Genomic DNA, 13586 nt, shown 5'->3' with positions numbered 1-13586 from the left:
GAATGATGGAATGGAATCAATTAGCTTTATCTTGTCCTGCATGCTGTTCCATATATTCAGATGGGGATACACCATACATTTCACGGAATGCCGTGGCAAAATAGGTCGGATGTGTAAATCCGGTTAATGTCGCCACTTCTGTTATACTGTGCCGCTTTTCTGCCAGCAGGGAGGCAGCTTGTTTCAAGCGTACGTTACGGATGAGATGCTGCGTGGTTTGGTTTGTTAACTCTTTAAGTTTACGGTGTAAGTGAACACGGCTGATGCCGACTTCCGAACTGATCATTTCTACCGTTAATGCCGGATTACCCAGATTTTCATTGATAACGCGCATAACACGTTCCATTAGCCGGTCATCGGGAGATTTTACTTCAGGGATTGATACCTGCTCTTCTTGATTCTGACGGCCACTGAAGGTGTTGCGCAGTTGCTCCCGCCTACGGATCAGGCTTAGAGCGGTCTTTCTTAATAGCTCAATACTGAATGGTTTCATCAGGTAAGCGTCAGCACCTGTTTCTAATCCTTCCAGATTATCTTCTTCGCGAGTACGGGCAGTGAGCAGGATAATAGGTAGATAATTGATATTTACGTTCTGGCGTATCTTACGGCATAGTGTTAAACCGTCCATTTCTGGCATCATTACATCACTGATTACGAGATCAGGTGCCTGTTTTAATATCGCCGCTAATGCTTCTTTGCCATTACTGCATTCAGTCATATAAAAGTCATTGCTCAATTCACGGCAGATGTAACGGCGGATTTCTTCATCATCTTCTACTATAAGTACGTGCCGGCGGCTGCGGGCACGCACTTTACTGTCTGATTCCTCATTGTCATCGCATGGCAAAGAGGGGACAGTCTGCATATAGTTGGTTTCAGTATGTTCTGTTGTAACGTTAGTTTTAGTTATTGTATCTTCTTCAATTTCTTCTTTTTTCAAGTGAGCATGTCCTAATGGTAGCCGTATTATAAAACGGGAACCAGCTTGTCCTTCTCCATTATCTTCTACGCGGATGTTTCCATAATGTAGTTCAACCAAAGACCGTGTCAGATGCAGTCCGATGCCGGTTCCGATATTTGAATTATTAGAACTGTTCCGTATCTGGTAGAAGCGTTCGAATATATGTTCGCGTTCAGCAGGGGCAATTCCGATGCCACTATCTGTTACTGTCAGTTCAATATAGTGGCGTAAAGGTGCATTTTCTTGCTGGGTATTATCTTCACCTGTGTTGATGCTGACTTCCACTTGTCCGTTTTCAGGGGTAAACTTACAGGCATTGGAAAGCAGATTTAATATGATTTTATCGAAGTTCTTGACATCTATCCACAAATCTATTTCAGGGGCGGATGTCTGGAAGTTCAGCTGGAGCTTCTTGGATTTTATCTGCTGATCAAAAGTTGCTAAGATATCCTGTGTAAAACTCACTATTTCCATTTTCCTGAATGTGAGTGACATTTGCCCTTTGTCTATTTTCCGGATATCCATTAGTTGGTTTACCAGTTGTAGAATACGTTCTGCATTTCGTTGTATAGTGGCATAGAGCTTTCTGCATTCTGCATCTTTGTCTTTGACCATTAATTGTTGCAGAGGGCTTATGATGAGGGACATCGGTGTTCGTATTTCATGTGAAATATTGATGAAAAACTGTAGTTTGGCTTCGTTTATTTGCTCAGCATGAATGTGTTGCAACATCTGTTGCCGTATCTGGTAGCGATGCCGTATCTGCATGATGATAAAGCCGATTACTGTCAGTAGTAATATCGTATATATTAATTTAGCCCAACCTGACACCCACCATGCTGGATCTATCTGTATGGTGATTTCTTTTTCTTCTGAGTAAACTGTGTAGTTTTTAGCTTTCATTCTGAAATGATAGATTCCCGGAGCCAGGTCACTAAATGAAACTCTATTGACACCTGGTGCCAATGCAGTCCAGGTAGCTCCGTTCATGGAATATAGATATGTGATGCGTTCTGGGTTATAGAATTCCATAGCTGAAAACTCTATACTGAATGAATTGTCTTTATAGCATAAACGGAATTGTTTTGCATCCTGCAAACTCGTATTGATGATTGTGTGTTTACCGGATTTTGTTCCTTTTTTAACGGCTTTGTTATGGATATAGAAATCTGCAATTCTCACCTCCGGCTTCTTAACTTCCATGGTGATCTCTGATGGTTGGAAAAAAGTGATGCCATTAATACCACCGAAGATAAGGTATCCATTTTCGTCAGTACAAGCAGCATTCTTACTGAATTCATTCCCTTGTAATCCATTTCCAGCGTAGTAATTGATGAAATTGTTTGTTTGCAGATTCAGGTTTGTAATACCATAGTTGGTACTAATCCATAATCCGTTTTCATTGTTACCTTGTATGGCACAAATTGTATTGTTGGGTAATCCGTTATGTGTAGTATAAATTTGGGAGCTACCATTTTGTCCGTCAATATGGAGGAGTCCTTTGGTTGTTCCTGCCCAGATATCTCCTTTTTCATCTTCGAAAAGTGTTTGAATAATGCTCCCTGAGAATAATCTGTTTTTGCCGTAAGTTGAGGTGAAACTCATTGTTTTTGTATCCAGGCAACCCAGACCATCGTATGTTCCAATGTATAATTTATGATTTCGGGTATAGAGCAGTGAGGCTATCCAGCCATTATGAAGTACATTGTAGTTTTCCTGGTATTCTTTACCGTTTTCAAAAGAACCACATCTGTTAATATTTCCCGTTTTTAGGTCCATATAGAAGAGACCTCCCCCCATAGCTGCTATCCATAGACGTTCTCCATCTTTGTCAGAAGTCAGGCATGAGATGTTCCTGACATCGTTTTGATTCCTGTCTTGTAGTTTGTAATAGCGGCATGTTCCGGTTTTCGGATCCATTTCAGCTAATCCTTCCAATGGAGAGGCCAGCCATATGCGTCCGTCTGGTGTCTGATGGATACTAACAATAGTAGAGGGCACAGATTGTCCATTGTCTTTGTGTTCAAAATGTATTGTTGGTCTGTTCTTGCCTTTTAATCCGTAAATACCATCATTAGCAGTTCCAAGCCATAATGTTCCTTCGCTATCTTTGCAAACTGATTTGATGCTGTTTGAACCAATTTGGTTTGTTGTTAATGATTTATGCCCCATGTATTTGAATTGGTTAGTTGTGGCAGGGAGTAGCATAACTCCCTTTGCGTTGATACCTAGCCACAAATTATCTGCTTTATCCTTCATGATTGCATATACATCTGCTTTATTGAAGTCAAAAGTAGTGAAGCTAAATTCACTTTCTTTTATTTGCTGTGTATAAGTATCATATACTTTTATACCATAACCTATCGTACCTATATAGATTTTCCCTTGTCCGGCAGCATGCAAAGTATTAATGGGGAGGCGGGGAAGTATTGGACAAGGAATGGGCTCGAATATATCTTTTTTGGGGTCATAAATGAACATCCCTTTGCTTATGCTGCTGGCATAAATACGTCCTTTCTCATCTTCGCATATATTGGTAACGATGTTCCAGGCATTTTCCTTCCCGGTGAAGTAGTGATGTGTATTTCCTGAGATATCAATACAGTATACACCTTTCCCTTCTGTAGAGATCCAAAGATTTTCAGCTTGATCTTCGAATATATATTTGATAAAAAAACTGGGTACAAGCTGGTTTTCTGTGATGACTGCTTCTGGTTCATCTAAACGTAGCGAATAGATACCATGCCCCGCCGTGCCAATTAAGATATCTCCATTTTTCCGTTCCACTATTATGGAGATGTGTGCATTCATGTTTATTCCTGTTTGGTATAAGATCGGTATTTCTTTAAATAGTTCGGTTGCCGGGTCATATAATTGTAATCCACGCTGTGTACCTATTAGAAAGTGTCCTTTGCTATCTTCAAAAATGGCTCGTACATTATTATCTACCAAGGAGCAATTCTTTCCTTCTTCATGTTTATACGCACTGAATTTAGCACCGTCATAACGATTCAATCCGTCTTCCGTAGCTATCCATATAACTCCATTTTTAGCTTGATATATTTGATTGATGTTGCTGTTTGATAATTCACGGTCTACTGTGAATTATTTCTCAGACTGCGCATATCCACATATTGTAAAGAAGAGAAATAAAAAAGATAATAGTGTTTTCATGACTCTATTATTGAGGTTAACGATTTCAATGCAAAAATAGCTGAAAAAAGTAATACCTCCCTAAGAATATCTAAAGAAAAGCCTCTTTTTTATCTCATCCAGAGGCATGTGTAACATTAGATAATTGATATGTTACACATCAATCATATGTGGTGAGGGAGAAATAAAAAAGGTTGCCGGAAAACTCCCGGCAACCCCCTCTTTTTATGAAATATAAAAAGGATTATTTCTTGAAGTAACGGTTATACAGACCTTCAAAGCCTTTACCGTGACGAGCTTCATCTTTAGCCATTTCATGAACAGTATCATGGATAGCATCCAAGTTCAGAGCTTTTGCACGGGTAGCAATACGTTTTTTATCTTCGCAAGCACCTGATTCAGCGTTCATTCTTTTCTCAAGGTTAGTCTTTGTATCCCATACGCAGTCGCCCAGCAGTTCAGCAAATTTAGAAGCGTGTTCTGCCTCTTCCCAAGCATAGCGTTTGAAAGCTTCTGCTACTTCGGGATAACCTTCGCGGTCAGCCTGACGGCTCATTGCCAAATACATACCAACTTCTGTACATTCGCCCATGAAATGGTTGTTCAGGTCTTTAATCATTTCTTCGTCACAACCTTTAGCTACACCGATAACGTGTTCGTCAGCAAAAGTAAGAGGACCATCTTCTGTAGCTTCTACTACTTCTACAAACTTGCTTGCAGGTGCTTTACACAATGGACATTTCTCAGGAGCGGCATCACCTTCATATACGTAACCGCATACAGTACATCTAAATTTTTTCATTTTCTTTTTGATTTAATTGAATTAGTTATTCGTTCGTCTTATAATAAGACGTTAGTCTTCTTTACATTGTTTACAGATTCCTTTGTAATAATAATGGATTTCCTGCACTTCGTGTCCATCCATGTCCGTATCTACCACTTTTTTTACAGCATCGTCGCACGGCAAATCGTAAATTTTTCCGCAGCTCTTACATAAGAAATGCGCATGAGGACTGGTGTCGGCATCGTAGCATGTGTTACGTTCGTCGATAGTCAGAGTTTGTGCAGCTCCTTGTTCGCTCAAAATCTTCAGTGTGTTGTAAACTGTAGTTTTTGAAAGCGTCGGTATAGTAGGAGACAGTGCTGTATAAATTTCATCTACCGTCGGATGCGTACGATGTTCCATAAGATATTTCATGATGGCGATACGTTGCATTGATGGCTTAATGTTATGTTCTTGCAATCTTTCTACTACTATTTCCATATTCTTTTAATTCAAACTTGTAATAATTACATTTTTATTTCGCTTGCAAAGATAAAGACTTCTCTGATGTTTCCAAAAGATTTTCTATCTTTTTTTGCATGATTATTCTATAAAATATAAATTTCTGCTTTTTTATACAGGTTGGTAAGGGATTTCTATCCAGAATTCAGAGCCTTTGCCTACTTCGGAAGAAACTCCGACAGTGGCATCCATCTTTTCAGCAATCATCTGACAAATGGATAAACCGAGTCCTGTACCTTGCTTGAAATAGTCGAGTTTCACAAATCGTTGAAAAATAGCTTGTTGCTTATCGGGAGAAATGCCACAACCTGTGTCGCGAACATAGAAATGCAATCTGCCGTCTTTGGGTGGGTTATAACCGATAGTAATATTTCCTCTGTTGGTGTACTTGATAGCATTGGAAAAATAGTTTCCGAGCACTTGCAGCAAACGGTTCTTTTCAGTATGTATATGACATTTCTTCATACCGAGTTCTGTAATACACACTACGTTTACAGGCATTCTGAAGTGGAAAGCATCTTCAAGTTTACGCATGCATTCATTGATGTCCACGTCAGTATAACTGAAATCCAACAAGCCGGCTTCTATCCTGGAGAGGTCGAGAATATCATTGATAAGTTGCAGTAATAGGTAATTATTATCTTCAATGATTCTGATGTATTCGTGGCATTCGGGAGTATCTGCGGTTTCGGCAAGAATACTGGAAAAACCGACGATTGCATTGAGTGGAGTACGTATCTCATGGCTCATGTTGGCGAGGAAAGCTGATTTTAGCCGATCGGATTCTTCAGCACATTCCTTGGCATGAATGAGCTCTTTTTGGTGTTTCAGAGAGTGTATGTGATAGAAAATATAAAAAATGATCAGGCAGGCAAGGAATATGCCTGTCATCCACATATAGGTTTTATACTGCTGGTAGAAAGTGGGAGGCTGGAAATAATAAACAGCATCTTCCGGATATAAATCTTCTGATATGTTACACCATTTCAAGTCGGCGAAATTCAGGTATGTACGCGGAATTCCACCGTTTTGGTAAGGAATGGAAGAAGCGGTTTCTCCTGCCAGAATCCGACTGATTATGGACATTACTGTGTTCGTGAAATCCGGAATGGAGATATAATGTCCACCCGCATATAAGTTTTCCTGTAAGTTTAAATCAGCCAGTGTAAAAACCGGAACTTTCAAGAAGGTGGGAAGTATCTTTTTAAGGTGGTCGGATAGGTAATAATTCTGTTTATTGCCATATTGCCGCATCCAGCCATAATAAATTACTCCGGTTGTTTTATTATAATCAGTGAGTGTATCCAGCAGCTCTTCAGTAGCTATTTGTGCCGAAGATAATAATTCAAGTTTCAGATTTGGGAAGTCCTTTTGCATGATTTCTTCTACGGATTGCCGGGTGACAACGCTGATATAACGGTCATCGGAAATAAAGGCAATCTGCTTGACTTCTGGTTGGAGCTGTTTGATGAGTTCTAGCGTTTGCTTTATATAATAAGGTTGCTTCAGTACGGTGATATTGTAGTTCTTGTTGAATTCTTCGATGGGTATACTGTTTTCTTCCGTCAGGGGAGACCTGTCCAGCAATGTTTGTAGCGTAGACGGGACGCGTCCGCGGGAGTAGCAAAGTATGACAGGGATATCCTTCCAGGGCCCATCGAAGATGGGAGCGCTGACCAGCCAGCCCGGATCGCCTATGATTATGACGACCTTAGGCGGAGTAGGGAATGCTTGTAGGATGTTTTTTTGAACTTGTTTGACTTCTTCTTCATTTTGAAGTACCGGTACTGCGAGGAAATAAGAACGCAGTTCGAGTTCTCTCTCATAAGGAAAACACTTTTGAAGTTCATTTTGGAAACCATGTATCCATGCTTCTTCTGCATTAACTGAACTGAGAAGTAACACATACTCTTTTTCTTTGGCTGAAAGGGAGAGACACCCTACTAAAAGTATCAGGGAAAGTAACCATCTATGGAGTATGCTGTGAGTTTTCATGAGTTTTGTATAGTGTGTTTTAAAATGCCGCTAAAAGTACTAATAATTTAGGATATACGGAGTGAAAGAAATGATAATTTTGTGTTTGTGGATAAATAACTGTATTTTTGCCGTCAAATATTATAAATGACATCCTTATGAATTACGGATATGTAAAGGTAGCGGCGGCTGTGCCCCGTGTCAAGGTGGCGGACTGTAAGTTCAATGCCCGGGAGATTGAAAAGGAAATAATCATTGCTGAAGGTAAAGGTGTGCAAATCATCGCTTTCCCGGAGTTGTGTGTTACCGGATATACATGTGGCGATTTATTTGCCCAGCAATTGCTGCTCGAAGAGGCGGAAATGGAGCTGATACAGATTGTAAACAACACGAGGCAATTGGACATCATTGCTATATTGGGTATGCCGGTAGCATTGAATGGTGTGTTGCTGAATACAGCTGTCGTGATTCAAAAGGGGAAGGTGCTGGGCGTGGTCCCCAAGACTTATCTTCCCAATTACAAGGAATTTTATGAGAAACGCTGGTTTACGTCTGCTGTTGATGTGTCGGAAACAAGCATGCGTCTTTGCGGACAGGTGGTTCCTATGGGGGCTAATCTGCTATTTGAAATGGCGGATACTACATTCGGTATTGAAATCTGTGAGGACTTATGGGCACCTATTCCTCCCAGTTCCTCATTGGCATTGCAAGGTGCCGAGATCTTATTCAATCTCTCGGCGGATAATGAAGGGATAGGCAAACACAACTATTTGTGTTCACTTATCAGCCAGCAATCGGCACGTTGCATTGCCGGTTATGTATTCTGTTCGTGTGGTTTTGGTGAGTCTACCACAGATGTAGTATTTGCAGGGAACGGATTGATTTTTGAGAACGGGAGCATGGTGGCTCGCAGTGAACGTTTCTCTTTTGAAGGGCAGGTTGTTATCAGTGAAATAGATGTGGAACATATTCGTACGGAACGTCGTGTGAATACGACATTCGCGGCTTGTCGGGCGCATTGTGCACCGGAATCGGCGGTACGGGTCTCTACGGAATATGTCAATAGTAAAGAATTAAACCTGACGCGTACTTTTGAACCGCATCCGTTTGTTCCGCAGGGAGCTGCATTGAATGAACGTTGCGAAGAAATCTTCTCCATACAGGTTTCTGGTCTGGCACAGCGTTTAATGCATACCCATGCCCAGAGTGCAGTTGTTGGGATTTCCGGTGGACTGGATTCCACGTTGGCACTATTGGTATGTGTTAAGACGTTTGATAAATTGGAATGGTCGCGTAAGGGCATTATTGGCGTAACTATGCCGGGATTCGGAACAACCGACCGTACGCATACAAATGCTGTGGATTTGATGAATTCTTTAGGCATAACCGTCCGTGAAGTTAGCATCAAAGAAGCCTGTATCCAGCATTTTAAAGATATAGACCATGATATAGATATACACGATGTGGTTTATGAGAATGCTCAAGCACGGGAGCGCACACAGATATTAATGGATATAGCCAACCAGACCAATGGAATGGTGATAGGCACGGGCGATCTGTCGGAACTGGCGCTGGGATGGGCTACTTACAACGGTGACCATATGTCCATGTACGGTGTTAATGGAAGTGTACCTAAGACGTTGGTGAAACATCTGGTGAAGTGGGTGGCTGAAAATGATATGGATGAGGCTTCGCGTGCTACGTTGCTGGATATTGTAGATACACCGATTAGTCCGGAACTGATTCCAGCAGATGAAAACGGAAACATCAAGCAGATAACGGAAGATCTGGTTGGTCCGTATGAACTACATGATTTCTTCTTGTATTATTTCTTGCGTTGCGGTTTCCGTCCTTCCAAGATATTCTTCCTTGCCGCTCGTACTTTCAAGGGGGTATATGACGAAGAGACTATTAAGAAATGGTTGCAGATATTCTTTCGCCGTTTCTTCAATCAGCAGTTTAAACGTTCTTGTCTTCCCGATGGACCTAAAGTAGGTAGTATTTCCATCAGTCCACGTGGCGACTGGCGAATGCCGAGTGATGCCTCGTCGGAAGCGTGGTTAAGGGAAGTAGGAAGTCTGTGATATAAAAAAGGATATAGGACAAGTACTTTAAAAGAAGAACTCTATTAGTGGGTTGTAATGGGCTGTGATTTCACCGGGCGCTGCACCCGGATAATCATCATCGTTGCAAAAGGTGATCAATAGTCCAATGGTTGCAACGATACAGAATAAATAGAATAGAGGTCTCTTTTTCATCTTTGTTTAGTACTTTAAATGAATAGTCTCTTATAAATATCCGCTGCAAAGTTCTAAACAATAGGGGAATCTGACAAATTATGATAGCTGAAATTGCGTTCCCCTTTTTTAGAATAATGTTCTAATTTTTGGTGAACGCTCTACAAGTATGAAAAGAAGGCTATTTCTTGCCGGAAGGCGAGTAGTATTTACGGTAGATGAGTTTGAACTCACTACTATTGCGGAAAGTTTGGAGCCAAGCGTTAAGGCTGTCCAAAAGGACCGGTGATTGCTTGCTGACACCCCAGGAATAAAATTGTGTAAAGCTGATATCCGTATTGATGTCTATTTGAGGCAGACTATCCACCACGGCACGGGCGATGCTCTCATCGCATACGGCATAATCTATATCTCCGTGAGCTACGAGAGATATTAGCTGCTCCGAGCCATATTTGTCTATTTCATTAATATATATGGTGTCACCTATCTCGTTTCCCAAGTTGTGAATGCGGAGGATAGATGGTGAGCCTTTCACTACATGCAGGGTTTTGCCTGCCAGGTCCAACTGGCTTTTGACGAAGAGAGAGTCGGTAGGTGAGCTGGCTTTCCGCTGTACGAGGACCTCTTTGTTCAGTACAATCGGACTTGTAAGGAGCAAAGAATCTTTTAGTTCGCTGGTGGCCAGGATGCCATAGGCTATCACATCAAACTTGCCCTCTGCTAGTCCTTCCAATCGTTTGTCGAAACTCATTTCGGGAGTGATGGCAGCTTTCCAACCATGGTCACGGGCGAAAGCTTCAATCAATTCATAATGAAACCCCGACAATGTATCACCGTCTACATAGAAACTGATGGAGTTATACTCTGTAGCAGCACGGATAATTTTCTCGGTAGCTATTTCTGCATAGTCGCGCGGATGCCCTTGAAACTTCTCCTTTTTAAGAAAGAAGGTGGTAATGCAGGCGGCAATAATGCCCATCGCAGCATATTTCAGAATCTTAGCTTTCGATATTCTCATATAGAAAAGGTTTTAATCGTAGAAATTCCATGAAACGCCAAGTCTGAGGAGGCTCGGATTAATGGGGTAATGCGGTACGAGGAAAGCATTACGTGTACCCATACCCTGATTGGCATGAGAGTACATGGCAAAGAGACGTGTACGCTTCAGATGTATGTTGGCATAGATATTGACTATCGGATAACCTCCGATTTCTACCTGGTCATTGTCCGGTTGCAGATGGAACTGCTGGATGGCAGGTGTATAAGCTGGTGCGTGATATTTGGTGAAATAACGTACATCGGCACCCAGTTGCACAGTAAGTACCTTCTTCGCCATTGTAGTCAGGATGTAGAGGTTGGAATATAGTGAGATTTGTGGCAGAGGGAGAACCGTTTCATTGCTTGATTTCTGCCAGACTACTTCATTGTCCAGATGGAAAATACCTGCGCGGAAATTTTGTTTCAGCGTGGCGGAAAGGACTTGTATGTTGCCGCTATGCTGTGTAGGCATGGCGCTTTGGTTGAAGTAGGTGTAGTTCTTTATATTTTCCACACCGGCGCGAAGATTAGTACCCCACCGACCGATTTTTAGTTCACCTTCTACACGGGTACGGAATTCTTTTTCCATATTGTCATTATCCCAAATGAATAGGTTGGAATGGTAATGGCGCATGTAGAAAGAAGGCAATGTATTTTTTACAAAGCCTCGTACAATGAGATTGACTGTGTCTTTCCAAAGACGGAAATTCAAATCCATGTTTCCATTAACACGAAATTGCCCCAGTGCTTTGTCCATAATCCCTATCTCGCCGTCTACAGAATAGTGCAGGGTTTTGCCTTGCCGTTTGGCGAGTTCACCGCCGACGAAGATCTCCTGTTCGGTGAAACGATCTACCGTTATGGAATCTTTATTCATTAGGTCATAACGGCTGTATTTATGAGAAATATAGGCGGTCAGCCCAGCTTTGGCGTATTTATTGAATCCTTCCAGTAAAGCTATACCGAAAACGTTCTTCACGCTAAATGCTGTAGTGGAGTCACGGCTTACTCCCAACTTGTTATAGTTGGCATTTTCGTTGGCTGCTTCTATTGAGCGGAAATGGTGGCGTGACCGTTCCACCTTGATGGTGTGGATAAAGCTCGTGACCGGAACGAACTCTTCGATAAAGTTCGTATCTTCCGGAAGAGAACTGCTGTTATTGAGGCTGTCCAGGCGTAGATTATTTGCCTGCATAAGGCTATCTGTCGAGAGGCTGTCTGCTGAAAGGCCGATTGTGCTCAGGCTATCTGCAATTGCTGATGGTTTCCTTATTTGTGTAGCAGCATTTGGGGAGGCAAAACTTTGTTGAATATTGTTTTGAGCCGCTTCTTCTTTCAACACTCTTCGCGTGAAGCCCAGTCGGTAACGCTGTGTAAGGTAAACATAAAAGTCTTTGTTACGGTTTGAGGTCTGCTCCAGATTTACTGGAATGGTAGTGGATTCATATTCCTTTTTACCTTCTGCTAAGGTATCGGGACGAGTGATATAACCGTCATTCGTTATACCGCCGTTCTCATTCATCTTCATGAAAAAGTTGTTGTATACGGCTTGTAACTGATAACGTTCGCCTATATAACTGCCGAATATACCGGCATTGAAATACGAGGTGGACTGGTTGGCGTAATACCCACGCCCGTACAGGTAATCGATATTGAAACCAAAAGCCAGACGTTTGTTTGCATTGACGGAAAAATAGGACTTGAACCGTTCTTCACCATTTATTTTGTTACCTGCTTTATAGTAAGTCAGATTCGTATAAGGAACGTTACTATTGGTGAAAAACATCTGGTCGGGACGGAAGTAGAAACTGGAAAATGGTGCCATAAAGATGGTTGGTTCATTATCTTCACGGTCAAAGAAGATACGTGAAAGGCGGGGAGAACCAAGATTACCCAGAAAATTATATTGTCCCGTCATGCCATCTACCAGGTTTGTATTCTGGAAATTAAGGTTGGCAGTATCGGCAGGTACGATAGTCCGGTTACCCAGAGTCTCGCTTATTCGCCACATATAGAGTTTAGGCGGAATGCTTTGTACATCGGTATTGGTGTCCAGACTGTCCGGTTGTGTTGATGGGTCAACCTGGTTTCCATAACGGTCACGGTTATCCAGTGTATTGAGATTACGCTGTGCCTGTACTGTCAGCAATCCCAATACGGATAGAAGTATGTATGTTAGTAGAATGCGTCTCATAATTAGGCGCAAAGATACAATAAAAAATTATTCGCTTGCGGAATTCAGCCTTTTTTGCCTATTTTTGCAAACGTACTATTTCAACTCCCCGCTTCACGGAATGTATAAAGTGACTTTTGGCACATCTTTAAAAAAATTAGCCCTTGCAATAATTTCTTTTTGCAAGGGCTAATTTTTTTATTGTAAGGGTTTATGGAGTTATACCTCTTTAATCAATTCCATACCTTTCTTAATTGCTTCTTCATTCATCGGTATCAAGTGGTGATGGCGTTCGGGCAATGTCTTCTTCAAGCCTCTGAGTACACTGTCCAGTGTAACCATTGGTTTCAGTTTCAGCAACCCACCCAGCACAATCATGTTGAATGCTTTGGCGTTGTTCATTTCATTAGCTGCATCCATTGCATCGATACGGTATACTTTGATATCCTTACGAGTAGGCGGATTTATGATGCCATATCCATCATAAATCAGGATACCGCCTGACTTAACCTTACTTTCGAATTTTTCCAAAGACGGTTGGTTCAGGATGATGGCAGCGTCGTACTTGCTCAGGATAGGAGAGGAGATTTTCTCGTCACTCACGATAACCGTTACGTTGGCCGTACCACCTCGTTGTTCCGGTCCGTAGGCGGGCATCCAGCTTACCTCCTTATTTTCCATCAGTCCCGAATATGCCAAAATCTTTCCCATAGACAATACGCCTTGTCCGCCGAAGCCTGCTATAATGATTTCTTCTTTCATTGT

The 13586-nt window shown here is 41.7% G+C and carries 9 protein-coding genes; 1 reads left to right on the top strand and 8 read right to left on the bottom strand.

Going from position 1 to position 13586, the window contains the following annotated elements; all coding sequences use genetic code 11:
* Positions 1-16: 16 nt before the first annotated feature.
* The 4 genes from HMPREF9447_RS17880 to HMPREF9447_RS17865 form a co-directional block, all read right to left on the bottom strand.
* A complete protein-coding gene (locus HMPREF9447_RS17880) occupies positions 17-4024 on the bottom strand; it encodes a hybrid sensor histidine kinase/response regulator transcription factor (RefSeq protein WP_407918963.1) in 4008 nt (1335 codons plus the stop codon).
* 334 nt (positions 4025-4358) lie between these two features.
* Entirely contained in the window at positions 4359-4916 is a 558-nt protein-coding gene (locus tag HMPREF9447_RS17875) for an NADH peroxidase (RefSeq protein ID WP_009131168.1), read from the bottom strand.
* A 51-nt stretch (positions 4917-4967) separates the two neighbouring features.
* Positions 4968-5378, bottom strand: a complete 411-nt coding sequence (locus HMPREF9447_RS17870) for a Fur family transcriptional regulator (protein WP_009131167.1) — start codon at positions 5376-5378, stop codon at positions 4968-4970.
* A 132-nt stretch (positions 5379-5510) separates the two neighbouring features.
* Positions 5511-7394 (bottom strand): sensor histidine kinase, encoded by a 1884-nt coding sequence (locus HMPREF9447_RS17865; protein WP_009131166.1) that lies wholly within the window; start codon positions 7392-7394, stop codon positions 5511-5513.
* Positions 7395-7531: 137 nt separating this feature from the next.
* Here HMPREF9447_RS17865 and HMPREF9447_RS17860 point away from each other — a divergent pair, with 137 nt between their 5' ends.
* The gene (locus HMPREF9447_RS17860) at positions 7532-9457 is read left to right on the top strand and encodes an NAD(+) synthase (protein ID WP_009131165.1); all 1926 of its coding nucleotides are present in this window, start codon (positions 7532-7534) and stop codon (positions 9455-9457) included.
* A 27-nt stretch (positions 9458-9484) separates the two neighbouring features.
* Here HMPREF9447_RS17860 and HMPREF9447_RS28520 read toward each other — a convergent pair whose 3' ends face one another.
* The 4 genes from HMPREF9447_RS28520 to HMPREF9447_RS17845 form a co-directional block, all read right to left on the bottom strand.
* Positions 9485-9631, bottom strand: a complete 147-nt coding sequence (locus HMPREF9447_RS28520; protein ID WP_009131164.1) for a hypothetical protein — start codon at positions 9629-9631, stop codon at positions 9485-9487.
* A 160-nt stretch (positions 9632-9791) separates the two neighbouring features.
* Positions 9792-10628, bottom strand: a complete 837-nt coding sequence (locus HMPREF9447_RS17855; RefSeq protein ID WP_009131163.1) for a transporter substrate-binding domain-containing protein — start codon at positions 10626-10628, stop codon at positions 9792-9794.
* Positions 10629-10640: 12 nt separating this feature from the next.
* Positions 10641-12842 (bottom strand): putative porin, encoded by a 2202-nt coding sequence (locus tag HMPREF9447_RS17850; protein ID WP_009131162.1) that lies wholly within the window; start codon positions 12840-12842, stop codon positions 10641-10643.
* 198 nt (positions 12843-13040) lie between these two features.
* The gene (locus HMPREF9447_RS17845; RefSeq protein ID WP_009131161.1) at positions 13041-13583 is read right to left on the bottom strand and encodes a 2-oxoacid:acceptor oxidoreductase family protein; all 543 of its coding nucleotides are present in this window, start codon (positions 13581-13583) and stop codon (positions 13041-13043) included.
* Between the last annotated feature and the right edge of the window lie 3 nt (positions 13584-13586).

This window comes from Bacteroides oleiciplenus YIT 12058 (assembly GCF_000315485.1).
Taxonomy (GTDB): domain Bacteria; phylum Bacteroidota; class Bacteroidia; order Bacteroidales; family Bacteroidaceae; genus Bacteroides; species Bacteroides oleiciplenus.
Note: the sequence above shows the minus strand (reverse complement) of the source record. Positions and strands in the feature narration are given on the sequence as shown.

Bases quoted from the DNA above. Each gene is read 5' to 3' on its own strand.
- HMPREF9447_RS17875 (WP_009131168.1), bottom strand. From the start codon at position 4,916: ATGAAAAAATTTAGATGTACTGTATGCGGTTACGTATATGAAGGTGAT.
- HMPREF9447_RS17870 (WP_009131167.1), bottom strand. From the start codon at position 5,378: ATGGAAATAGTAGTAGAAAGATTGCAAGAACATAACATTAAGCCATCA.
- HMPREF9447_RS17865 (WP_009131166.1), bottom strand. From the start codon at position 7,394: ATGAAAACTCACAGCATACTCCATAGATGGTTACTTTCCCTGATACTT.
- HMPREF9447_RS17860 (WP_009131165.1), top strand. From the start codon at position 7,532: ATGAATTACGGATATGTAAAGGTAGCGGCGGCTGTGCCCCGTGTCAAG.
- HMPREF9447_RS28520 (WP_009131164.1), bottom strand. From the start codon at position 9,631: ATGAAAAAGAGACCTCTATTCTATTTATTCTGTATCGTTGCAACCATT.
- HMPREF9447_RS17855 (WP_009131163.1), bottom strand. From the start codon at position 10,628: ATGAGAATATCGAAAGCTAAGATTCTGAAATATGCTGCGATGGGCATT.
- HMPREF9447_RS17850 (WP_009131162.1), bottom strand. From the start codon at position 12,842: ATGAGACGCATTCTACTAACATACATACTTCTATCCGTATTGGGATTG.
- HMPREF9447_RS17845 (WP_009131161.1), bottom strand. From the start codon at position 13,583: ATGAAAGAAGAAATCATTATAGCAGGCTTCGGCGGACAAGGCGTATTG.